Genomic DNA, 22,781 nt, shown 5'->3' on the forward strand with positions numbered 1-22,781 from the left:
ACGGTCAACGCCGGCGCTGCGCGCTCCACGCGTTCGCCAGCTCCGGATCGACTTCCTGCGCCGCGCAGCGCAGCTGGAACAGGTTGTAGCCGGCCCTGAAGCGCGGGTGCTGGTCCAGATCGGCGCCGGCACGGTGCGGGCCGATGGCGAAGTAGGCCTGGGTCGACCAGATCGCGTGTATGTCGCCCGCCACGCGTTCGCGTATGCCCAGGCACGCGCTCTGGGCGCTGCACACATCGTGCGCCGCGCGTTCCAGTGCGGGCATGACGCCCCATCCGTTCTTCTGTAGCGCGTCCCATGCGCGCTTGAGCTGCGGCCACAGGAGGGCGGCAAACACAAAGCTGGCCGACATGCGTGTTCCGCGTGCCAGGCTGTCGTCGACCGATTGCAGCGCCAGGCCTGTAAAGGACGACTGTGAGTCAAGCAAGTCCTTCCTGAGTTCAGGCAGCAGCGCCGCATGCAGCCTGTGGCGGCACAGGTCGCGCATGCAGCCTGCGGCCTGGCCGGATGTGAGCTGGCGCGCGACTTCCGCGAACAGGCGCTCGGGCGACACCTTTGCGATCAGCGCGGCATGCCGATCGATGCTCGCCACCGCTTCTGACGCGATGGAGAACCCGAGGCGATGGGCAAAACGGATTGCGCGCAGCATGATCATCGGGTCATCGCGAAAGCGCTCGTCCGGGTTGCCGATGGTGCGCAGAACCTTGTCCTGCAAGTCGGCCATGCCGCCGTGAAAATCGGTAAGCCGCTCCTGCCCCGGATCGTAGTACAGCGCATTGATCGTGAAGTCGCGCTGGGCCGCATCCTCGGCCGGCGAGCCTGCAATGTGCGGGCAATGCTGGCGCGATGCCGAATCGGCGCTTGCGGGACGCAACGTGGCGATCTCGATTCTCTGGCCGTCGATCGGAACGAGTACGATACGGAACCGCCCGCCCGCTTCAACGGCGCCGGGGAACAGTGCAATGATATCGGCGGTCGTCGCACTGGTCGCCAGGTCGACATCGTGCGCGGGAATCGACAACAGCATGTCGCGCACCGCACCCCCGGTCACGTAGGCGCTGAAGCCGGCATGCTGCAAGGTGCGGGCCAAGCGCCGCGCATTGTCCGCAATACCATGCGCGAGAGACGCTGGCGCGGGGCTGGAAAAGCTGGCGTGCATCACGCCGCGATCGCGCTCATCGCGCTGGCCTCGTCTGCTCCCTTGTCCAGTGCCGCAGGCATGGGCGGCCTGATGGCGCGTTGCGGCGGGCCGTCGTAGGTGATTTTGCCGTTATCGAGACAGATTACCCGATCGGCTGCGGCGATGGTTTCGCTTCTGTGCGCGACGATCACGCGGGTGATGGGCAGCCCCCGCAACACGGTGTTGATTTCACTTTCCCGGGCCAGGTCGAGATGGGAGGTGGCCTCGTCCAGGATCAGGATCTGCGGGCGGCGGTACAGGGCCCGCGCCAGCAGCAGGCGCTGTTTCTGGCCGCCCGACAGGCTGGTGCCCATGTCGCCGATCATGGTTTCGGCGCGCTGCGCCATGCCCATGATGTCCTTGCTCAGCGCCGCCTGGCGCAAGCATTCCCACATGTGGTCCATGTCGATGTGATCGTCGAAGAAGGCGACGTTTTCAGCCACGGTTCCGTGGAGTAGTTCGTCATCCTGCATGACCGCCCCGAGCGACTGGCGGAACAGTTTCGGCCCCCAGTCCGACAGCGGCCGGCCGTCGATCCTGATCTCGCCTTGCGACGCCGGATACAGCCCGCACATGACTTTCAACAGGGTCGACTTGCCCGCGCCCGAGGGGCCGACAATGGCGACGAATTCTCCCGGCTCGATCTTGAACGAAATTCCCCGGAAAATTGCTTGCTCCTGCGCCGAGTAGGCAAAGGCGATGTTCGCGCATTCGATGCGGCCGACGATCTTTTCGGGCATGTGGATGCTCTGGTCGATTCCGCTCTCCTTGGGCGTAAGCACAATGTCGGCCAACCTGTGCGAATACATGTCGGTCATGCGCCAGTTGATGATCTGCTCGAACAAGGCGCCCGCTTTGCCGGAGAACTGGGTTTGGTAGGTCAGGAACGCGTAGAACATGCCGACGCTCATATTGCCGTCAATAATAGCGCCCGCGCCCAGATAGATCAGCACCACGCGCACCATGGCGTCGGCCAAGCCTTGAATCGATGAAAACGCGAGATTGGCGCAAGCGACCTTCTGGTCGGCCCGGACTACGCTGGCGAAGCGGTTGGCCCAGTCGCCTTCCACCGAACTTTCCGCGCCCATCACCTTGACGGTCTGGATGGCGCGGATGCTCTCGATGCGTTTGCCGTTTTCGGAAATGCGCGCCGTGATGGAGTCCATCCCGAGGCGCATGTTTACTGGCAGGGCGCACAGCCGCACCAAGACGTAGGCGACAAAACCGCCGACCACCAGCAGCGCCAGGGATGGCGCGATGACGATCATCATGACCAGCGTGGCGATCGCCAGCAGGCCGTCCACCAGGGTGGCGACCAGGGCGCCGGAGAGCAGGTCGCGCACCGGTCCGATGGCATCGAAGCGCGAGAGGATATCGGCGAGCTTGCGTCGCTGGAACCAAGGCAAGGGCAGGCGCAGCATGTGGGTGTACAGGCGCAAGGTCATGTCCCAATTGAGCAGTGCCGTGAGCTTGACGGTGACGATCCCGCGCAGGAAGCTGGCGCCGGCGTTGAACACGCAGAACAGGCCGAAACCCAGGGCGAGCGCCTTGAGAATGTCGCTGTCGCCCTTGAGCGCGGCCTGGTCGACCGCCAGTTGCATATAGAACGGGACGGCGATCACGTAGACTTGCATGAACACCGACAGCAGCAGGATCTGGGCCAGCGCGCCGTACATGGCGGGGCCGATGCGGAACCAGGACGACATGCTCAGCGGACTGGCTTCGCGTCGCTTGACGAAAGCGGTGGTGGGTGTGAGCTCCAGCGCGATGCCGGTAAATTTGGCCGACATTTCCTTCAGCCCCAGCGTGCGCTCACCGATTGCGGGGTCATGGATCTTGAATTTGCTGCCTTTGACGGCAGTGAGGACCACGAAATGCTGGAAGCCCCAGTGCAGGATGGCCGGTGTCTTCAAGGCGGCCAGTTCCTCGATTTCGCAGCGGATAGCGCGCCCGGCCATGCCCATGTCGACGGCGATCTCCTTGATCTGTTTCAGGGTCAGGCCGCGGGTGGACAATTGATACTTGCGACGCAAGACCGCGATGTCTGTTTTAGAGCCGTGGGAGGCGGCCACGATCGCCAGGCAGACCAGCCCGCATTCCGCGCTTTCTGTTTGTCGCAAGATCGGTTTCCTTTCAATGAATCTGTTTCTTCTGTACACACTGCGCTTGCAGGCGGATAGGCGAGCCAGGCCGCGCGAAGTGCATGCATGTGCACCCACAAACATGCTGCATGTCGTGCTATTTCGCGGGAAGCGGGCGCAGTTTCATGACCTGCGGCTTGCCGATGGCATTGACCTCGTTGTGCTGAACGCCTTTGTCGGAGCGAACACGGCCATCGTCGTTGATGGTGGCAAGGTACTTGATTCCTTTTGGCGGGCCGTCTGGAAAGACTTCGATGCCGTCAAATGTCAAACCCAAAGCGTCTTTGGGGCAATCGAAGGCGTAACGCCCGAGCAACGCGCTGGCGGTGACACGTTGGCCAAAGTCGGTAGCGGACAGGTCGGCAATGAGCTTGTCGTTGCGCGACACGGTCAGGGTGCGCGCCTGCTTCGACGACGCCAGGGTGTAGATTGCAGCGTCGCACTGCACGGTATGCGACTCGGTGACCGCGCTCGGCTGTGGAATGTGGGTTGACATGGTCAATATGACGGTTTCCGCTGTCGCCGGAGAGATGCTCAAGGCCGCAATGAGGGCGAGGTGAGCGGACACAAGCGCGATTTTTTTCATGGAGTTTTCTCAAGAGATTAGTCTGTTTGCGATGTTGAACCGGGAACGTCCGATCGAGCCAGGCTCCCGGGCCTGTTGATGTCAGTCACTGACCCGGCGCCGGGTCAGTGAACAGTTACTCTACCTGCGCTTGCCTATCAGCCGGGGATGGTATCGCGGCTGATATTGGCGCCAACCGGCATGGCGTCAGGACCGTGCCCGACGTACTCGTACACATCGCCGCTCTTATTGTCCAAAATGTACATCACGGCGCCCGGGTCGACGGCCGGGTGGGAAGTCAGATTTCGTCCCGCCTCGGTATCGGGGGTTTCACCCGGGTTCACTTGGCCCGGAGCTGAGGGGAAGCGTTGATCCAAGCCATTTTTACCATCGGGATGGGAATGGATCCAGGCGACGATCTTGGCCCCTTCCGGCACGTCCACGGCAAGCCTGAATGTACCGGTGTCGCTGGTGGTGATTTCCGATGGACGCAGGGTTCCGTCAGCCATTCTCAGCACTGCCGCCGACTGCTCCTTGTTTGCGTCCATGGTCTTGATTTGCCCTGCGATGATGACGATCGTATCGCGCAGTCCCTCAAGATCGACATTGGCCGGCGCCCTCGCTGGCGCTGGCGACGTATGCCTGGTGTCGTGTTCGGACGGCGGTGGCGGGTTCGTATTACCGCCGCCCTGGTCAATCGGCGTGCCGGGATAATTGTAGCTGCCGCCGGTGTTATTGCCCCACCACCAGGGAACGCCACCATCGCCGCCACCGTAGTTGCCACCGTCGCCACCGCCATACCAGCCGGGGCTGCTATGACCATGGATGGTTACAACATCATTGCCACCGGCGATCAGTTCAAGCACATCATCTTCGATAAGACGCATAAATTTTCCGATTTCTTAGTTAAGGATTGGTTTTAGAAGCAAGTTGGTCGAGATCGTGCAAAATGACCGTGCAGCGGGGTTCGCCATCAACACCTTTAGCGTGTTGGCCAGCGAGACACACCAGCACTTTTGCATCGAGCACAAGGTCGCCAGTTGCCATGGACAACTGAATCTTTGTTACGGGCCTATACCGCTGCCGTATATGCCGAAGACGTACTAGCAATTCCTCCTTTCTGTTTACTTTGATAAAGAATGCAACCACCGTGTCGGAAGGCGCTTCGTGTCCAAGCAGGCTTTCCAGGCTCGTCATTGCAAATGTCATGTCCCCGTAGTCCCCAAGTTCCCTGCCGATGTCGGCGATGGCGCCGGCCAGCGCCGCGTTGATCGTGCCTGTGCGGGCCTCGTCGATCACGCTCGTCATCGATACCGGATAGGGCGCCAGGGCGTTGATGTTCTTTGGTGCCGCGCCCGGATGACGGCTTTCGGCCCAGCAGCGACTGGCGATGCGCAGGTCGCTCTCCACGCCTGGCGCCGCAGGCCGGCACGCCAGTGCCGCGTAATCGTCCAGCAAGTCCAGCAGATGGGACATCAGGTCGCCGTACAGGCCGTTTTCATTGGCACGGGCGAGGAGTTCTTCGTAGACACCCCCGGTGGCGCGGGTCAGCTCCGCCATGGGGATGTGATGCGCCAGCTTGTCCAGCCCACTTTGCAGCAGAACACTGAGCATCACGCGCGCGGTGCGGCCATTCCCATCCGTAAAAGGGTGGGCGGAGATCACCACCAGGTAGGCATTGAGCGCGTCGAACAGCCTTGGCCCCCCGCGTTTGCCTTTCAACGGGCCGAACAGCGGGTCGCACCTTGCCGGGGGACCGATGCGAAGCTGCGGGGAATGCGCGATAGACACGTTGCCCCGTTCCTGCCGCTGCGCATGGCCAAGCACGAGCGTGTGAATTCGCTTTGCCAGCGTATATATAGTGGCGCCATCCCTGGCCCGGGAAGCCAAAGCGCGCTGCGCCACGATTTTCTCGGCGGTGATGGTGTAATTGCTGCCCTGGCGCGTCGCCACGCTCGCCCGGATGCTATCGCGCGGTACCAGGCCATGCCCGTGGCGAAACACATAGGCCTGCAACTCGGCATAACCAGGCGCGCGCTTGGCAAATGCCTTTTCTAACGATTTCTGCGTGCCGATCAGACGCGCGGCGAGCGTTGCATTAAGCGCCGTCCACGCTTGCGGGAAATACGGTTTGGAATCAATCATCATCATCATCAGCTCGAACGTTTCTGCATGGCGCGCAGTGGGTTTAATAACCAGTCGAGCAGGGATTGGTCTTCCAGGATCAGATCGGCCGACAGGCGCATTCCCGGTACCAGACCCCATTCCCGTTCGTAGGCCGACAAGCTGTTCTTTTTCAGCGACACCCGGATGCGGAATAGCTGCTCCCTGGATTCAATCGGAATATTCAGTTCGCTCGGCATGACCGGTGCGCCAGAAATATCTTTCACCACGCCTTCGCCAACACCAAAGGTTTGATAAGGGAAAGCGTCGTACATCAGGCGCACCCGCGCTCCCGGTTTGACAAAACCTATCGCTTTCGACGGCGCCCATAATTCCACCTCCAATTGGTTGTGCGTCGTTGCGCCGGACTGGGGAACAATGATCGCCAGGGTTTGTCCGACGGCGATTGCGCTGCCGCTGCGGATTTGCAGCGCGGTCACTGTTCCGTTAATCGGCGCAATCAGCTTTCTCGACAATTGCGCATCCGATGTGAGCTGGCGCTCGCTCATTTGCGCCTTGAGTGCCGCCGCTTCGGATCGGGCGAAATCGGCTTCCGCCGACAGGCGCAACAGCTGCGGCACGGTCTGCGCCACCTGGTTTTTTTGCAGTGCCGCGGATCGTTCCGCCTGCTGGATCTGCTGGTCGATCCCCAGCAAGGCATCTTCGTGATGGCGGACGGCGGCGGCCGAAACCATTCCCTGCGCTTGCAGCGAACGGTTCGCTTCCAGGTTCTGTACTTGCAGGGCGCGCCGGCGTTCAAGCAGTGTTACCGCATCGCTCAGACGTGCGAGATCGACGTTCAAGCCATCGCGCCGTGCCACCGCTTCTTCCGTCTGGCGCTCGATTTGCTGCAAGCGCGCACTGGCTTGCCGTTCCTGGGCCTGCCGCTGCGATAATTGAATTGTTTTCAATCCGGCCGCCAAGTATTCGCCACTCTCCATCATCGGATTTGACGAGATCGATATGAGCGGGTCTCCGGCTTTTACAATGTCGCCTTCCTTGATTAATAATTGAGCCGCTATTCCCGCATTTTGTGCGGTAATGCGAAATGATCCGGCCACCGGCGTTATCTGGCCAAATACTGTTTCTTTCCGCGCATAGCGATTCGTCACAAGGAATACCAGAGTTGCCGCCAAAGCGGAAATGAAGAAGCCGGTCAAGGCCCAGCCGCCGACGCTGAAAACGCGTACCGGGGAACCAAATCGTTGATTCAGGGATTGCACCGCTTCGCTGCGAAACAGCCCTTCTGGCGGAGCGTGCGCGCGATCCGGGTTGTGCGCGCACACCTGATCGTCGCCATGCTGGTCCAACCTTGATTCGGCTTGATTCATTGTGCGCACTCTCCGTAAAAGTGTGTTATTTCCGACGCGACCAGATAAGGCGCAGCCATTTCCATGTTCATATCGTTTCTTTTGGACGATATAATCCGCAATTCGCGTATTCGCGCTCGGGTGTAATTCCGCCATGTCAAGGGCGTTTATTTGATTTCCCTTGGCCGCGTTATTCGTTATAGTTTATAAATGATATTCAGCGGCAAAAAACCCGTCAATCAAATTCAAACATTTGAAAAAGATGGGAATCGACAATGTGAATTGCACGCGAAGCATTAATTCATTTCATTCGGAAACGAGGATTTCACGCGTCATCGGTGTGCGGCCCGCCATGCATGCAGGTGGCATAAAAGGGGCGGGATGCGTTTGTGTGGCCGGGGCAGTGCCGGCGCGCAGACTCCTAGCAGCCTGTCGGACTTGGGGAGTCGAAGCGAAAAAATAGCTGGGCGAGGCCAGATTTTGACGATTTCGCAGTGCCAATAGCGAGCTATTGGCCGAGAAAGCGGCGAAATATGGACCGTCCCACATATTTTTGCAGCCGACAATCCCAAGTCCGACAGGCTGCTAGAGCTACCAGGCCCTGATAGCTCCGCCGCAGGGGCGGATGGGACTCCATCCACGGTGCGTTCGGCCCGGCAGCAGGCCAGGTGAAGATTGTCGGCGTCGGGAAAATATGCTGTCTTTAATTTTTTGACATCAAAAAGACTTAACGTAATGGAAAGTGTGTGGCCGTCCCGCTACACATTTGCGCGTCCGGGCAAACGTTTGTCGAAATTCTGTATGAAAGGATTTCACCTCAGAACGTAGGATTTATAATCCCGCCAAGGCCACAAGCCCGGAAACACGCCTCAGGAACCCCTTCTAGCACTACTTTATGCATGAATTTATATGATCGATATATAAATGCATAAATGAAATGGTATTTGTCAGCCGCGCAGCCAGTGCTGCATAGTTGCCTGAGGATGATCCACGAAGCAATCTTGCCAGTCGCCACTTGGTCATGCTGGTGACATATTCAGTCAGTAGACTTGCGCGCTGCGCAGGACATTGTCGCGGTCGAGCGCGCTCGCTTGACGGACCTGGCCGATGAGAATAAGAACGGCATCGCGTTGATGCGACTGGTTTTTCGTGGCGGCGCCACCCGCGCCGCCAGCGCAGATTTGCAACAAAGTACAGAGGGAAAGCATCGCCGCTTTCCCACCATAACATGTCTTTTTTTGGGGTTACACAATGATCAAACATAATCGGATGCAGGTCACCAAGCTGGCGCTGGCGCTATCGATCGCGCTGGCGACCTTGCCGGCCATGGCGCAGAACACCACGTCGGCCATCGGCGGGCGCATTTCCGCCGCCGACGGCAAGCCGGCCAGCGGCGCGACCGTATCCATCGTCCACGCCGAATCCGGTTCCGTCAGCAATGTCGTCACCGATGGCGAAGGGCGCTATGTGGCGCGCGGCCTGCGTTCGGGCGGCCCGTACACGATCATCATCACCAAAGACGGCATCACCGAAAAACGCGAAGGCGTGTTTATCCAGCTGGCCGAGACCGCTTCCATCGACGCCACCCTGGGCGCGCCGATGCAGACCGTGACCATCGCCGGTTCGGCTGCCCGTTCCGAAAAATTCTCGAAAACCAACATGGGCTCGGGCACCAGCCTCGGTTCGACCGAAATCGCCACCCAGGCATCGATCCAGCGCAACCTGCAGGACTACGCCCGCGCCGACCCGCGCGTGGCCCAGACCGACAAGGAACGCGGCGAAATCTCCGTGGCCGGCCAGAACTCGCGCTACAACTCGCTGACCATCGACGGCGTGGCCGTGAACGACACCTTCGGCCTCGAATCGAACGGCAGCCCGACCGCCAAGCAGCCGATCTCGATCGAAGCGATCCAGACCGTGCAGGTCAACGTCGCCAACTACGACGTCACGCAAAAGGGCTACACCGGCGGCAACATCAATGCCGTCACCAAGTCGGGCACCAACACCCTCAAGGGCAGCCTGTATTACGTGTTCCGTAACGACAAGATGTCGGGCGACCGCTACAACAACGCCAACGACACCTACTACGCGCCGCCATCGTCGAAGGACACCACCGCCGGCTTCACCCTGGGCGGCCCGCTGATCCAGGACAAGCTGTTCATTTTCGCTAACTACGAAAAGCTCGAGTCGAGCCGCGCCGCGCCGGCCTTCGGCCCGCTGGGCAGCTCGCTGACCAACGTCGGCATTTCGCCGCTGCTGATCTCGTCGGCCCAAAGCATTGCCAAGGACCGTTACGGCCTCAATGCCGGCACCACCGACGTGCCGAGCGGCGCCAAGCTGAATGTGGAAGATGCGCTGGTCAAGGTCGACTGGAACATCAACGACGACCACCGCGCCATGTTCCGCTACTCGAAGACGTCGCAGTCCGAGCCGCAATTTGCCGGTATTTCCGCCACCGGCCTGTCGCTCAATTCGCAGTGGTATGCGCAAGACAAGTCGATCGAAACCTTCGTGGCCCAGCTGACGTCCGACTGGAGCCCGAACTTCTCGACCGAATTCAAGATTTCGCAGCGCGACTACGACAGCGTGCCGACCCTGAACTCGCGCCTGCCGTCGATCAACCTGTCGATGACAGGGGCGAACCCGGCCGGTACCCCGGCATCGGTGCCAAGCACCAACCGCTCGCTCGCCTTCGGCACCGAGAACAGCCGTCACCGCAACGTTCTCGGCACCAAGACCGACGACATTTACCTGGGCGCAAACTGGGCCCTGGGCGATCACGAAATCAAGTTCGGCACCGACTACAGCAACAACAAGGTCTACAACGCTTTCCAGCAAAACATTTTCGGCAATTACTCGTTCAGCTGCCAGAACAGCAGCGATACCTGGACCTACAGCTTCGGCAAGATCACCTGCGGCAGCGCGACCCCGGCCCAGGTTGAACAGGCGATCCTGGAAAACTTCAGCAAAGGCCGTCCAAGTTCGTACCAGGTGCAGGTTGCCGCACCTGGCGTGAACCTGGCCGACGCTGTCGCCGACTTCTCGCTGAAAAACTACGGCGCGTTTGTGCAGGATACCTGGACCCTCAGCCCACGCCTGACCGTGACCGCCGGCGTGCGTCTCGACGCCGCCCGCATCAGCGACCGTCCGCGCCGCAACAACGCAGTCGCCTTGCCTAAAATCGAAGGCAATTTCGCCAAGAACATCCGCGAAACGGGTGGTTATGGCATGGACAACACCAACACCTTCGACGGCCAGAACCTGGTGCAGCCGCGTTTCGGCATCAACTACCAGCTCGACACCACCCGCAAGATGCAAATTCGCGGTGGCGCCGGCCTGTTCCAGGGTAACGCTGCCGCTGTATGGCTGTCGAATCCGTTCTCGAATCCTGGCGTGGCAACCACCACGGTCGGTTGCGGCACCGGTAACTTCGCGTCGTGCAACGGCGCGACCATCTTCAACGCCGATCCAGACCAGCAAAAGACCAACTTCGTCGGCGTGACCACGCCAGCGGCCAACGTCGACATCCTGGCGCAAGGCTTGCGCCAGCCGTCGGTGTGGAAAGCCAACGTCGCCTTCGACATGGAACTGCCATGGTACGGCCTGGTGTTCAGCGCGGAATACCTGCACGTCAAGTCCAAAGATGCGATCTACTACCAGAACTTGAACCTCGGCGCCGCCACCCGTAAAGGCAGCGACGGCCGCGACCTGTTCTACACCAACCAGGCTTACAACCCGCTGTGCTGGAGTGCGACCGGTAACGTGATCAACAGCGGCACCGTTTGCGGCGGCCTGCGTTCTAAAGCACTGAGCAACGAATCGTTCGCCAACGTGCTGCTGGCGCAAAAGACCGACAAGGGCGGCAGCGGCATGGCCACCATGTCGATCAGCCGTCCGATGACCTCGGGCCTGGGTTGGTCGATGGCGTACACCTACACCGACGCCAAGGAAGTCTCGCCACTGACCTCGTCGACCTCGAACTCGAACTTCACCGGCCGTTCGGTGTTCAATCCGAATGAAGAAGTCAACGCCAATTCGAGCTACCTGGTCAAGAACCGCGTGAACGCCATCGTCAACTTCCAGAAGAACTTCTTCGGTGCTTACAAGACGCGCTTCGGCATGTTCTACGAAGGCCGTTCGGGTAAACCTTACAGCTGGACCATCAACAACGACTTGAACGGCGACGGCTCCGGTGGTAACGACCTGATGTACATCCCGTCGGCGCCAGGTTCGGGCGAGGTGGTGTTCGCGGGCGACACGGCGACCAATCATGCCAACGAAGACAAATTCTGGGGCGTGGTCAACAGCAACAGCGTACTGAAAAAAGCCGCTGGCGGCGTGGTTGGCCGTAACACGGATTTCTCGCCATGGAGCAACAGCTTCGACATGCGCATCGCTCAGGAACTGCCAGGTCTGTTCTCGAAAAACAAGGCCGTGTTCAGCCTCGACTTCTTCAACGTGGGCAACCTGCTGAACAAGAAATGGGGCCGTATCAACGAAGTCGCTTTCCAGTCAGCTGGCGCGCAGGCGCGCAGCTTCGTCGACTACGTCGGCATGGAAAACGGCAAGTACATCTACAAAGTACGCGACAACGTCGAATCGCTCGACGTTCGCCAGACCAAGGGCGAATCGCAGTGGGCCATCCAGGCGACCGTCAAGTACGAATTCTGATGCGTAGCTAAGTAAGTGTGCAGAAATTATTGTAATTTATAGCGAACAGAAGCGGATGCCTTGCAAGGCATCCGCCGCTAGCAGTGCTAGCGGTGGGCAACGCAGCAAGGCGCCGCTTATGGAAGCTAGAAATTACAAGAATTTATGCGCACTTACTTAAGTAATTCAAGGAGCGGCCGGTGGCGACACTGGCCGTTTTTTTTCGTCCCGCGCGTGTGGTTTTTTGCGCCGCCCGATACATTCCCGATACATTTCGCCGGGCCTCGCGTCCGCTGCGGCGTGCGCTCTTCGGTTATCCTACTACCTATGACACTATTCTCAAGGCCCCTCTGCGCCGCGCTCGCCGCGGCCTTCCTGTCGGCGGGCTGCGCCACGCGCCCGACGGCCCAGATCGAGATCAACCTGGTTGCGCTGAACGACTTCCACGGCCACCTCGACGCCACCAAATTCCAGTACAACAGCATCCACGCCAGCGGCCAGCAAACCGTGCAAGCGGGCGGGGTCGACACCATCGCCGCCGCCGTGCAAGCCTGGCGCCGCGAGGACAAGGAGCTGTTGTTCGTCGGCGCCGGCGACCTGATTGGCGCCTCGCCCGCCATGTCGTCGATGTGGGCGGACGAACCGGCGCTGGAAGCTTTGACCATGGCCGGCATGCGCATCTCATCGGTCGGCAATCACGAATTCGATAACGGCCGCGCCGAACTGCTGCGCCAGCAGCGCGGCGGCTGCGAGTCGGTGCGCCCCGAAAAAGCCTGCCAGTTCACCAAGGACTTCCGTGGCGCCGGCTTTACCTACCTGGCCGCCAACGTGATCGACGATGCCACCGGCAAGCCGTTCCTGCCGGCTTACCGGATCGAAGACGTCAAGGGCATCAAGGTCGGCCTGATCGGCGCCGTGCTGCGCAACACCGCCTCCGTGGTGCTGGCCTCGGGTATCGTCGGTCTGACGTTCGAAGATGAAGCGACTGCGATTAATCGCGTCATCCCCGCCATGCGCGCGCAGGGAGCGCAGGTGTTCGTGGTGCTCATTCACGAAGGCGGCACCACGCCGGAACCGTTCGACAAGCCCGATTGCAGCAAGCTTAAAGGCCCGGTGGTCGATATCGTCAAGAAGCTCGACCCGGCCATTCGCGTGATCGTCAGCGGCCACTCGCACACGGGCTTCCAGTGCAAGGTCGACGGACGCGTGGTGACCCAGGGCGAGATGGGCGGCCATGTCCTCTCGCGCATCAAGATGATGGTCGACCCGGCCAGCGGCGCGGTGGGCGACATCGCGGTGCGCAACGTGATCATGAAACCGGGCCAGTATCCACCGGATGAACGCGTCTCGGCTTTCCTCAAGCAAGCGAAGGATCGCAGCGAGCAGGCCCTTGGGCGCCCGGTCGCGCGCGTGGCTGTGCGCTCGATCCACCGCAAGGAAAGCGCGGGCGGCGAAACCGTGTTGGGTGGCCTGATCGCCGACGCGGTGCTGTCCGCCACCCAATCGCAGGGCGTGCAGATCGGCTTCATGAACATGGGCGGCATGCGCCAGGATCTCGACGTCGGAGCCAATCTCACCGCCACCTACGGCGACGTGCAGATCGTGCTCCCGTTCGGGAACACCATCGTGGTCATGGACATGACCGGCGCTCAACTGCGCGCGCTGCTCGAACAGCAATGGGCGCGCCCGGGCGCGAGCAGCGTCTCGGTGCTGCAGGTGTCGGATGGCTTCAGCTATCGCTGGAACAAGGCCGCGCCGAAAGGACAGCGCGTCGTGCGCGACAGCGTCACCCTGAACGGCAAGGCGATCGACGATGCCGCCATCTATCGCGTGGCCGGGAATAACTTCCTGGCCGAAGGCGGCGACAGCTTCCCCGCCTTTGCCGCCGCCACCAACAAGCGCGATACGCAGATCCGCGATATCGACGCCGTGGTGCAATTCCTGGTCAAGCAGGACAAAGCCGGCAAGCCGGCTGGCAGCGACACGCCGCCGGGTCGCATCGGGACGGTCCAATGACGCCCCTTCGGCGCGGCCTGGCCGCACTGCTTGCGCTGGTCCTGGGACCGCATGCGCAGGCCGGCTTTTCCATCCCCGGCTATGAACTGGTGCAGACGGCGCCGGTGGAAACGACGCTCGTCAACGCCGACCTGCGCAGCAGCGCCGCGGTCTGGACGCAGCTGTTCGACGAAGCGCGCAGCGAGATCATGATCGGCCAGTTCTACGCCATCAGCAAGGCCGGCACGCCGTTCGACAAGGTGGTGGAGCGCCTGGAGGCGGCCGGCGCGCGCGGCGTGAAGATCCGCTTTTTGCTCGACAAGAAAGGCATCGGCCTGTCAGATCCGGCCACCCTGGAGCGGCTGCGCAAGATCCCCAATCTGGAGATGCGCGTGCTGGACTACGCGCAGCTGACCGGCACCGGCATCATCCACGCCAAGTACCTGGCGGTGGACAAGAAAGCCGCCTTTATCGGCAGCCAGAACTTCGACTGGCGCGCCTTTACCCACATCCACGAAACGGGCCTGTTGATTACCGACGCGGCCATGGTGGCGCAGGTGTACGCCGTCTTCGAACGTGACTGGCAGGCGCAGTCGCTGCTGGCTACCAAGCTGGCGGTGCCGCGCGCGCTGGCCGTTGCGGTATCGCCGCAAGCTGCGCAACTGGTCGCCAGCCCGGCGGCGTACAACCCGCCCGGCGTGGCCGATTCCGAAGTGGTGCTGCCGGCGCTGCTGGCCGATGCGCGCAGCGAGGTGCGTATCCAGCTGCTCGACTATGCGCCGCTCGGCTACGGACCTGACAACACGCGCCCGTACTATGGCGTGATCGACAATGCGGTGCGCGCGGCCGCAGCGCGCGGCGTGAAAATCAAGCTGATGGTATCGAACTGGAACACCGACCAACCCGGCATCGCCTACCTCAAAAGCCTGGCGCTGCTGCCGAACGTGGAGGTGCGCATCGTCACCTTGCCGGTGGCGTCGAGCGGGCCGATTCCGTTCGCGCGCGTCATCCACAGCAAGACCATGACGATCGACGGCAAGCTGGCCTGGGTCGGCACCAGCAATTGGGCCGGCGGCTACTTCGACAAGTCGCGCAATCTCGAAGTCGTGCTGCGCAACGAGAAAATGGCGCAGCGCCTCGGCGCGCTGCACGAGCAGGCGTGGAGTTCCTCGTACGCGGCGCCGATCGAGATTGGCAAAGACTATCCCAAACCGAACAAGGGAAATGAATGATGAAGAAACTGGCTTGTGTACTGGCGCTGTCCGCCGCCTTCGTGTCGGCCGAGGCGCTGGCTTGGGGTGCCGAGGGGCACCGCGCGGTCGGCGCCATCGCCGAAAAACTGATCAAGGGCAGCAACGCCGAAAAGCAGGTGGCGGCCTTGCTGCTGCCGGGCGAGAGCCTCGAATCGATCACGGTATGGGCCGACAGCGCCAAGGGCGGCGTCGGCTACACGCCGCCGACCGCCGAGATGAACGCCTACACGGCGGTCAATCCGCGCCACAGCGAATACCACTACACCGACATCCCGTTCCAGAACGAGCACTATCATGACGGTGCGGTGGGCACGGCCGATGTCGACATCGTGCAAACGCTCAAGCAGGCCATCGCCGTCTTGCAGGGCAAGACCGATCCGGCGCTCAATCCCAACAAACTGACCCGACGCCAGGCCCTGCTGCTGGTGGCGCACATGACCGGCGACATCCACCAGCCGCTGCACGTTGGCGCGGCGTTTGTCGGCAAGGATGGCAAGTTCGTCGTGCCGAAAAAGCACGAGGATGTCGACAGCCTGAATATCTACGATTCGCGCGGCGGCAACAGCCTGCTGCTCGACGACGACAAGCTGACCTCCCTGAGCGCGAAGCTGATCGAGGGCGAAGCCAAGCCCCTGCCGCCAGGTGCGCAGAAGTGGACCACGCGGCCGTTCCACTCGTACTGGGACAGCACCGTGGTCGATTACGCGATGCGCCGCATCAGCACCAAGACGCCGGAGCAGTTCGCGCAGAAGGTCATCGACGGCAAACCGGTGGTGGCGATGAACACGGGCGATGCGACCAGTTGGCCGTACCAGTGGGCGGACGACGCGCTGGCCGCGTCCAAGCTGGCGTATTCGGATGTAACGCCGGGTGCGATCGGCAAGCAGACCAACCGCAAAGGCGAGACCTACTACACCTTCGGGCTGGAGATGGGATCGAACTACCCGGTGCCGAGTTCCGCGCTGGCCAAGACGCAGCTGATCAAAGGCGGCTACCATCTGGCGTCGCTGCTGCAAACCATCTGGCCGTAAGAGTCTTAGTTCAGTCATTCCCAGCCCCTGCCTCGTCATCCCCGCGCAGGCGGGGATCCAAGTTCTGATCCACCCGTGAGTATCCTCATGAAACCAGCCGCAATAGTCGCCGTCGTCTTCCTGGCCCTCCCCATTGCGGCCTGCGCCGCACCCGCCGAAAGCAAACCGCTCCCCTTGTGGGAAGCCGGCGTCCTCGGCGGCGTCGCCTCCACCCCAGCCTACCCCGGCGCGGCCGACCGCTCCACGCGCGGCTTGCTGCTGCCGTTCCTGATCTACCGCGGCAAGGTATTTCGCGCCGACCAATCCGGCATCGGCGCACGCCTGGTCAAGCGCGAAGCGGTCGAACTCGACGTCGGCCTGGCCGCCTCGCTGCCGGCCCGCTCCGACGACGTGGCGGCGCGCGCCGGCATGCCCAACCTCGGCACCTTGCTCGAATTCGGGCCGCGCCTGAAAGTGCGCATCGCCGAGCCGGGCGCGTCGAGCCGGATCCGCCTCGACATCCCGCTGCGCGCCGTGATCGAAGCGCGTGCCGGTGTGCGCACGCAGGGTTTCACGTTCGAACCGAAAGTGGTGTACGAGATGCGCAGCGCCGATGGCCTGTGGACGTTCGATGCCAACGCGGGCGTCGTCATCGGCGACAAAAAAGTGAACCGCTACTTCTACGAAGTGCAGCCCCAATACGCCACGTCCTGGCGGCCTGCTTATCGGTCCGACGCGGGACTGATGCTCACGCGTGTGGGCGCAAGCGCCTCGCGCATGATCAACGAGGATGTGCGCGTGTTCGGCTTTGTGCGCCTTGAAAGTTATGCGGGCGCTGCCAACGAAGACAGTCCGCTGATGAAGAAAAAATCCGGCGCCTCGGCCGGGGTGGCGTTTGCATGGACCCTGGGCCGCTCAACGCGCCTGGCCGGCGACTGACGCTAACCGCAAATGTCGTTCCATGAACTGGCCTATCCGTGTTTCATACTCGTGCTTCGCCAGTCCATGAAAGTCGGTGTGCGCCGCTCCGGGCACGATCCACAGCTGCTTTGGTTCCGGTACGGCGGCGTAGATGCGGCGTGTCTCCGCGTCGCTGGTATGCCGGTCGGACTCTCCGCCCACCACGAGGGTAGGGCAGGCTAGCGCGCCGACGGCGTCGATCGGCCGCAGCTGCTCCAGGGTCAGGTCCAGCCGCAGCGGCACCTGCCATAGCAACAGCGGCGCCAGCTTGCCGCCCGCGCTGCCCAGATACAGGCGCAGGCGATTGTCGATGGCTTCTTCAATCGTCGGATACATCGCCTCGATCACCAGCGCGTCGATGGCGCGTCCGGGTCTGGACAGCACCAGCGCAGCGGCGCCGAGCGACATGCCGATGACGCCGATTCGCTCTCCCGGCTGTTCGCGCCTGAGGTACGCCAACGCTGCGCGCACCCCGTCTGCCTCGCGCACGCCGAAACTGATGCGCTCACCGGCGCTTTCGCCATGCGCCTGCTGGTCGATCAGCAGCACGCCGTAGCCCAGACGCGAGAGAAAGCGCGCCCGGTCCAGCATCTGCAGGCGGTTGCCGCGCACGCCGTGCAGCAGCAGGACCGCGCCGGCGCCGGGCATGCCGCGCACCATCCAGCCGCGCACCGGACCGGCGGCGCTGGGAATGGTGACTGAGACAGCGGGGAAGTCGGGCGGCGCGGCGCCGATCTGGCGCCGCGCGGGAGAACTGAGGTATTCGCCAGCGCCGAACAGCGCCCCGAATCCCAATGAAAGCGAACAGGCGAAGGCGACCAGGCCGCGCTTCGCCATGCGCCTTGTCAGCACGTTACCGCGATTTGACGAACGGTTTGCCGATCGCTTTCGGCGCCACCGACTTGGCCATCAGGCCGGCCAGCACGATCACGGTGACCACGTACGGCACCATCTGGATCAGCGAGCCCGGAATGCGGCCGATACCCGGCAAGTCCACGCCTTCGATCTGGATCTGCACCGCGCTGAAAAAGCCGAACATCATGCAGCCGAGCGCCGTGTACATCGGACGCCAGTTCCCGAACACCAGCGCCGTCAGCGCCAGGTAGCCAGCACCGGCCGACATATCGCGCAGGAAGAAACCACTTTGCACAATCGCCAGGTAAGCACCCGAGAACGAGCACAGGATGCCGGCCACCAGCATCGCCATGTAGCGCGTGGTGGCGACACTGACGCCGGCCGCGTCGGCCGCGTGCGGGTTTTCTCCACAGGCGCGCAGGCGCAGGCCAAAGCGGCTGTGGTAGATCACCCAGTGCACCAGCGGGATCAGCGCGAACGCCAGGTACACCAGCGCCGAATGGCCGCCGATCACGTGCCCGTAGAACCAGCCGATGAAAGGAATGCCTTCGAGCGCCTGGGTGCCAGGCAAGACGATGTCGAACAGGCGCGCCTGGCCCAGGTCCGGCGTGCGGCCACCCTGCTGGTAGAAGAACTGCGCCAGCACGAAAGTCAGGCCGCTCATGGCGATGTTGATCGCAATGCCGCCCACCAGCTGGTTGCCCTTCTGGGTGATGCTCACGTAACCCTGCAGCAGCGCCAGTGCGGCCGATACGGCCACGCCGGCAGCCACGCCATACCAGGCGTTCTGCGTGGTGAAGGCGACAGCGGCCGAGACGAACGCGCTGGCGAGGATTTTTCCCTCTAACGCGATGTCGACCACGCCGCTGCGTTCGGCGAACAGGCCGGCCATGGCGGCGAAAATCAGGACGGGTGCATTGCGGATCGTGGAGACGACAATGCTGGCTAAATGGAGGTCTTCGAACATGGCTTATCCTTTGCGAATGTTAAGCAGCTTCAGGACAGCGGGCGCATACAGGTTTTCCATCGCGCCGCAGAACAAGATGATCAGCCCCTGGATGAAGATGAAGGTCTCCTGCGGGATGTTCGGTTTTTCCAGCGACAGGTCGAAGCCGCCCTGGATCAGTGCACCGAACAAGACGCTCGACAGGAAAATGCCGACCGGGTGCTGGCGTCCCATCAGCGCGATCGCGATGCCGATAAAACCGGCGCCGGCCGGGAAGTTCAGGCTCAGGTAATGGGTCGAGCCCATGACCGAATTGACCGCGGCCAGGCCGGCCAGCGCGCCCGAAATGAGCATCGCCACGATGATCATGCGGCTGATCGACACGCCCGCATAATGCGCCGCGCTTTGATTCAGACCGGTGGCGCGCAGCTGGTAGCCCCACGAGGAGCGCCACACCATCACGCCGTAGATGACCAGGGCGGCAATGGCGATCAGGAAGCTGACGTTGAGCGGAGTATCGCCCAGGACCGGGAACCATTCGTTCAGGCGCGGCATGGCGCCGGCGTCCGAGAATACGCGGCTGGCCGGGTTTTGCTGGCCTTCCGGGATCAGGTATTTGACGATGATGAAGTTCATCAGGCTGGCCGCGATGAAGTTGAACATGATCGTCGTGACCACCACATGGCTGCCGCGCTTGGCCTGCAGATAGCCGGGCAGCCAGGCCCAGGCCGCGCCGAACACCGCGCTGCCGAGCATGGCGGCGGGAATCAGGAGCCAGGCGGGCAGGGAGTGGTCGAGCGTGAGCATGACCACGGTCAGCCCCAGGCCGCCGACGTACATCTGGCCTTCGCTGCCGATGTTGAACAGGCCCGCCTTCATGGCGATCGATACCGACAGGCCGGTAAAGATGAAGGTACTGGCGTAGAACAGCGTGTAGCTCAGGCCCTCCGGGTTGATAACGGCGGAATCGATCAGGATGCGCAGCGATTCGGTCGGGCTTTCGCCGAGCAGGTGGATCACTAGCGCGGCCACCAGCAGTGCCGATAGCAGGTTCAGTACAGGCAGGACAAACGCGCTTGCCCAGCGTGGGAGTTCGGTCGTTTTCATGTTTTGTGCATCCCGCCCATCAGCAGCCCGATGCGGGTAGTGTCGAATTCTTCAATCTTGAGTTCACCGGTAATGCGTCCGCCGGACATGACGATGATGCGGTCGGCCAGCGCCCGCACTTCTTCCAGTTCCACCGATACCAGCAGGATCGCCACGCCTTCGTCGCGCATCTTGAGCAACTGGGTGTGGATGCTTTCGATGGTGCCGATGTCGACGCCGCGGGTCGGCTGGCCGACCAGCATCAGCTTCGGCTTGGCCGATACTTCGCGCGCGATCACCACCTTTTGCTGGTTGCCGCCCGAGAGCAGGCCGATACGCAGGTCCGGATTGGCCGGACGCACGTCGAAGGCCTTGAGCAGGCCGGCGCAGCGCGCCGCGATGGCCTTGAAGTCGAACAGGCCCCAGCGGTTGCGGACCCGGTCCTGGTAGCCGAACACGGTGTTCTGCATGACCGAAAAATCCTTGATCACGCCGTCGCGCAGGCGGTCTTCCGGCACATGGCCGATCCCGAGCTTGCGGAACGTGGCCGGCAAGCCGTCGGCGTCGGAGCGCCTGGCGTACGGCAGTTCGGCGCCGAGGAAGGCGACCTTGCCGCCGCTCGGCAGGCGCATGCCCGACAAAATCTGCATCAATTCGCTCTGGCCGTTGCCCGACACGCCGGCAATGGCCACGATTTCGCCCGCGCGCAGGGTGAAGTCGATATCGGCCAGCAGGCGCACGCCAGCGGCGTCCTGCAACTGCAGGCCGGCCACTTCCAGCACGGTGGCGCCGGGATTGTAGGGGGCGCGCGGCAGTTCGCCCTGGATCGGGCGGCCCACCATCATGTTGGCCAGTTCCTCTTTCGAGGTCGTCGCGGTTTGTACCGCGCCCACCACGCGCCCGGCGCGCATCACGGTTACCTGGTCGGTAATGTCCATGATTTCGCCCAGCTTGTGGGTGATCAGGACGATGGTCTTGCCCTGTTCCTTGAACAGGCGCAGGATTTCGAACAACGACGCGGTCTCCTGCGCGGTCAGCACGGCGGTCGGCTCGTCCAGGATCAGGATATTGGCGCTGCGGTAGATCTGCTTGAGGATCTCGACGCGCTGCTGTGCGCCGACCGACAGGTCTTCGATCTTGGCCAGCGGGTCGACGTCGAGGCGGTAGCGGGTGCAGATCTCGCGCAGCTTCGCTTCGACGGCGGCGCGCTGCGAGGCCAGCTTGAAGCCGCCTTCAGCGCCCAGCATGACGTTGTCGAGCACCGTGAAATTCTCGACCAGCATGAAGTGCTGGTGCACCATGCCGATACCGAGGGCGATCGCCTGTTGGCTGGTGCGGATATCCTGCGCCTGGCCGTCGATCAGCAGTTCGCCGCTGTCGGCATTGTAGTAGCCGTACAGGATGCTCATGAGGGTCGACTTGCCGGCGCCGTTCTCGCCGATCACGCCATGGATCGAGCCCTTGGCGATGGAGAAGCTGACGTCGGCGTTCGCCTGCACGGCCCCGAAGGCTTTGCAGATATTGCGAAATTCTACAGCTGGCTGCATAGCGGTCAGTGGTAAGAGATAAAGGTAAATGAGTTCAAAAGCGCGCCGGACCAGTCAAGACTGGTGCGGCGCGCTTTTCTGAGAAGCGGGGGAGAATCTAGACCGGGCAGCTGCTGCCAACGCGGTAGTCGACCACTTTGACCTTGCCGCTGATGATATTGGCCTTGGCTTCGTTGACGCGCTTTTCGATTTCCGGCGTGACGACCGCACGGTTATCCTTGTCCAGCGCCCAATCGACGCCGCCTTCTTTCAGGCCTTTGTGGGTCACGCCGGCTTTCCAGGTGCCGTTCTTCACTTGCATGAACGAGTCGTAGATGGCCAGGTCGACGCGCTTGACCATCGAGGTCAGCATGGTACCTGGATGCAGGTAGTTCTGGTTCGAGTCGACGCCGATGGCCAGCTTGCCTTTTTCCTTGGCTGTCTGCAGGGTGCCCATGCCGCTGCCGCCAGCAACGGCGAACACCACGTCCACGCCGCGGTCGAACTGCGCGCGCGCCAGCTCACCGCCCTTGGCCGGGTCGTTCCAGGCTGCGGCGGTGGTGCCGACCATGTTCTGCATGGTCTCGACTTTCGGATTGGTCGCTTTCGCGCCCTGGGCGTAGCCGCAGGCGAAGGTGCGAATCAGCGGAATGTCCATGCCGCCGACGAAGCCGATTTTCTTCGACTTCGATGCGATGGCGGCGGCCACGCCGGCCAGGTACGAGCCTTCTTCTTCCTTGAACAGGATCGAGTTGACGTTCGCGCCCTTGGCAACGGCGTCGATCAGCACGAAGCGCACGTTCGGGAATTCCTGCGCGACCTTCTGCACGGCCTGCGTCTGCGAGAAGCCGACGGCGGCGATCAGGTCGAGCTTTTTGCGCGCCAGGCCGCGCAGCACTTGCTCGGCCTGGGTATCGCTGCTGGCCTGCGCCTCGATGTATTTGATGTTGGTCTCTTTCTTGAAGCGCTCGGCGCCTTCGAAAGCGGACTGGTTGAACGACTTGTCGAACTTGCCGCCGGCGTCGTACACGATGCCCAGTTTCGGGTCGGCAGCCGTGGCGCTGGCGGCGACGCACAGCGCCGCGATCGTGATACTAAGTTGCTTTAATTTCATGACTTAACTCCTGGAAAGCGATATTGT

At 62.1% G+C, this 22,781-nt stretch carries 16 protein-coding genes; 5 read left to right on the forward strand and 11 right to left on the reverse strand.

Annotated elements, in window-relative coordinates:
• Window positions 1-4: 4 nt before the first annotated feature.
• From F2P46_RS22330 to F2P46_RS22355, 6 genes are all read right to left on the reverse strand, one after another.
• A complete protein-coding gene (locus F2P46_RS22330; RefSeq protein ID WP_166894270.1) occupies window positions 5-1,090 on the reverse strand; it encodes a polynucleotide adenylyltransferase PcnB in 1,086 nt (361 codons plus the stop codon).
• Window positions 1,091-1,158: 68 nt separating this feature from the next.
• Window positions 1,159-3,300, reverse strand: coding sequence for a peptidase domain-containing ABC transporter (locus tag F2P46_RS22335; protein WP_208296729.1), 2,142 nt, complete (start codon window positions 3,298-3,300; stop codon window positions 1,159-1,161).
• 118 nt (window positions 3,301-3,418) lie between these two features.
• On the reverse strand, window positions 3,419-3,907 hold the full coding sequence (locus F2P46_RS22340; RefSeq protein WP_166894274.1) for a hypothetical protein: 489 nt from the start codon (window positions 3,905-3,907) through the stop codon (window positions 3,419-3,421).
• Window positions 3,908-4,044: 137 nt separating this feature from the next.
• Complete coding sequence (locus tag F2P46_RS22345) at window positions 4,045-4,773, reverse strand: hypothetical protein (RefSeq protein WP_166894276.1); 729 nt, start codon at window positions 4,771-4,773, stop codon at window positions 4,045-4,047.
• 19 nt (window positions 4,774-4,792) lie between these two features.
• Window positions 4,793-6,040: a Fic family protein gene (locus F2P46_RS22350; protein ID WP_166894278.1), complete on the reverse strand. Its 1,248-nt coding sequence runs from the start codon at window positions 6,038-6,040 to the stop codon at window positions 4,793-4,795.
• Window positions 6,040-7,380 (reverse strand): HlyD family efflux transporter periplasmic adaptor subunit, encoded by a 1,341-nt coding sequence (locus F2P46_RS22355; protein ID WP_166894280.1) that lies wholly within the window; start codon window positions 7,378-7,380, stop codon window positions 6,040-6,042. Before F2P46_RS22355 ends, F2P46_RS22350 begins: the two co-directional genes overlap by 1 nt.
• Before the next feature lie 1,230 nt (window positions 7,381-8,610).
• On the opposite strand from F2P46_RS22355, the gene F2P46_RS22360 reads away from it, so the two are divergent.
• The 5 genes from F2P46_RS22360 (at window position 8,611) to F2P46_RS22380 (ending at window position 17,206) form a co-directional block, all read left to right on the forward strand.
• Window positions 8,611-12,030, forward strand: a complete 3,420-nt coding sequence (locus tag F2P46_RS22360) for a TonB-dependent receptor (protein ID WP_166894282.1) — start codon at window positions 8,611-8,613, stop codon at window positions 12,028-12,030.
• Window positions 12,031-12,336: 306 nt separating this feature from the next.
• A complete protein-coding gene (locus F2P46_RS22365) occupies window positions 12,337-14,025 on the forward strand; it encodes a bifunctional metallophosphatase/5'-nucleotidase (RefSeq protein ID WP_166894284.1) in 1,689 nt (562 codons plus the stop codon).
• A complete protein-coding gene (locus F2P46_RS22370; RefSeq protein ID WP_166894287.1) occupies window positions 14,022-15,236 on the forward strand; it encodes a phospholipase D-like domain-containing protein in 1,215 nt (404 codons plus the stop codon). The genes F2P46_RS22365 and F2P46_RS22370 overlap by 4 nt, the downstream gene beginning before the upstream one ends.
• Window positions 15,233-16,288: a S1/P1 nuclease gene (locus tag F2P46_RS22375; protein ID WP_306667703.1), complete on the forward strand. Its 1,056-nt coding sequence runs from the start codon at window positions 15,233-15,235 to the stop codon at window positions 16,286-16,288. The genes F2P46_RS22370 and F2P46_RS22375 overlap by 4 nt, the downstream gene beginning before the upstream one ends.
• Window positions 16,289-16,375: 87 nt before the next feature.
• On the forward strand, window positions 16,376-17,206 hold the full coding sequence (locus tag F2P46_RS22380) for a MipA/OmpV family protein (protein ID WP_166894288.1): 831 nt from the start codon (window positions 16,376-16,378) through the stop codon (window positions 17,204-17,206).
• Here F2P46_RS22380 and F2P46_RS22385 read toward each other — a convergent pair.
• From F2P46_RS22385 to F2P46_RS22405, 5 genes are all read right to left on the reverse strand, one after another.
• Window positions 17,183-18,064: an alpha/beta hydrolase gene (locus tag F2P46_RS22385; RefSeq protein WP_166894290.1), complete on the reverse strand. Its 882-nt coding sequence runs from the start codon at window positions 18,062-18,064 to the stop codon at window positions 17,183-17,185. The genes F2P46_RS22380 and F2P46_RS22385 overlap by 24 nt on opposite strands.
• A 16-nt stretch (window positions 18,065-18,080) precedes the next feature.
• Complete coding sequence (locus tag F2P46_RS22390; RefSeq protein WP_166894292.1) at window positions 18,081-19,049, reverse strand: ABC transporter permease; 969 nt, start codon at window positions 19,047-19,049, stop codon at window positions 18,081-18,083.
• 3 nt (window positions 19,050-19,052) lie between these two features.
• Window positions 19,053-20,135 (reverse strand): ABC transporter permease, encoded by a 1,083-nt coding sequence (locus F2P46_RS22395; protein WP_166894293.1) that lies wholly within the window; start codon window positions 20,133-20,135, stop codon window positions 19,053-19,055.
• On the reverse strand, window positions 20,132-21,661 hold the full coding sequence (locus F2P46_RS22400; RefSeq protein WP_166894295.1) for an ABC transporter ATP-binding protein: 1,530 nt from the start codon (window positions 21,659-21,661) through the stop codon (window positions 20,132-20,134). Before F2P46_RS22400 ends, F2P46_RS22395 begins: the two co-directional genes overlap by 4 nt.
• A 97-nt stretch (window positions 21,662-21,758) precedes the next feature.
• A complete protein-coding gene (locus F2P46_RS22405) occupies window positions 21,759-22,754 on the reverse strand; it encodes a BMP family ABC transporter substrate-binding protein (RefSeq protein WP_166894297.1) in 996 nt (331 codons plus the stop codon).
• Window positions 22,755-22,781 lie beyond the last annotated feature (27 nt).

The organism is Massilia sp. CCM 8734, assembly GCF_011682155.1.
Classification (GTDB): Bacteria; Pseudomonadota; Gammaproteobacteria; order Burkholderiales; family Burkholderiaceae_D; genus Telluria_A; species Telluria_A rubra.

Bases quoted from the DNA above. Each gene is read 5' to 3' on its own strand.
- F2P46_RS22340 (WP_166894274.1), bottom strand. From the start codon at position 3,907: ATGAAAAAAATCGCGCTTGTGTCCGCTCACCTCGCCCTCATTGCGGCC.
- F2P46_RS22380 (WP_166894288.1), top strand. From the start codon at position 16,376: ATGAAACCAGCCGCAATAGTCGCCGTCGTCTTCCTGGCCCTCCCCATT.
- F2P46_RS22355 (WP_166894280.1), bottom strand. From the start codon at position 7,380: ATGAATCAAGCCGAATCAAGGTTGGACCAGCATGGCGACGATCAGGTG.
- F2P46_RS22350 (WP_166894278.1), bottom strand. From the start codon at position 6,040: ATGATGATGATGATTGATTCCAAACCGTATTTCCCGCAAGCGTGGACG.
- F2P46_RS22370 (WP_166894287.1), top strand. From the start codon at position 14,022: ATGACGCCCCTTCGGCGCGGCCTGGCCGCACTGCTTGCGCTGGTCCTG.
- F2P46_RS22395 (WP_166894293.1), bottom strand. From the start codon at position 20,135: ATGAAAACGACCGAACTCCCACGCTGGGCAAGCGCGTTTGTCCTGCCT.
- F2P46_RS22375 (WP_306667703.1), top strand. From the start codon at position 15,233: ATGATGAAGAAACTGGCTTGTGTACTGGCGCTGTCCGCCGCCTTCGTG.
- F2P46_RS22390 (WP_166894292.1), bottom strand. From the start codon at position 19,049: ATGTTCGAAGACCTCCATTTAGCCAGCATTGTCGTCTCCACGATCCGC.
- F2P46_RS22365 (WP_166894284.1), top strand. From the start codon at position 12,337: ATGACACTATTCTCAAGGCCCCTCTGCGCCGCGCTCGCCGCGGCCTTC.
- F2P46_RS22385 (WP_166894290.1), bottom strand. From the start codon at position 18,064: ATGGCGAAGCGCGGCCTGGTCGCCTTCGCCTGTTCGCTTTCATTGGGA.
- F2P46_RS22360 (WP_166894282.1), top strand. From the start codon at position 8,611: ATGATCAAACATAATCGGATGCAGGTCACCAAGCTGGCGCTGGCGCTA.
- F2P46_RS22345 (WP_166894276.1), bottom strand. From the start codon at position 4,773: ATGCGTCTTATCGAAGATGATGTGCTTGAACTGATCGCCGGTGGCAAT.
- F2P46_RS22400 (WP_166894295.1), bottom strand. From the start codon at position 21,661: ATGCAGCCAGCTGTAGAATTTCGCAATATCTGCAAAGCCTTCGGGGCC.
- F2P46_RS22405 (WP_166894297.1), bottom strand. From the start codon at position 22,754: ATGAAATTAAAGCAACTTAGTATCACGATCGCGGCGCTGTGCGTCGCC.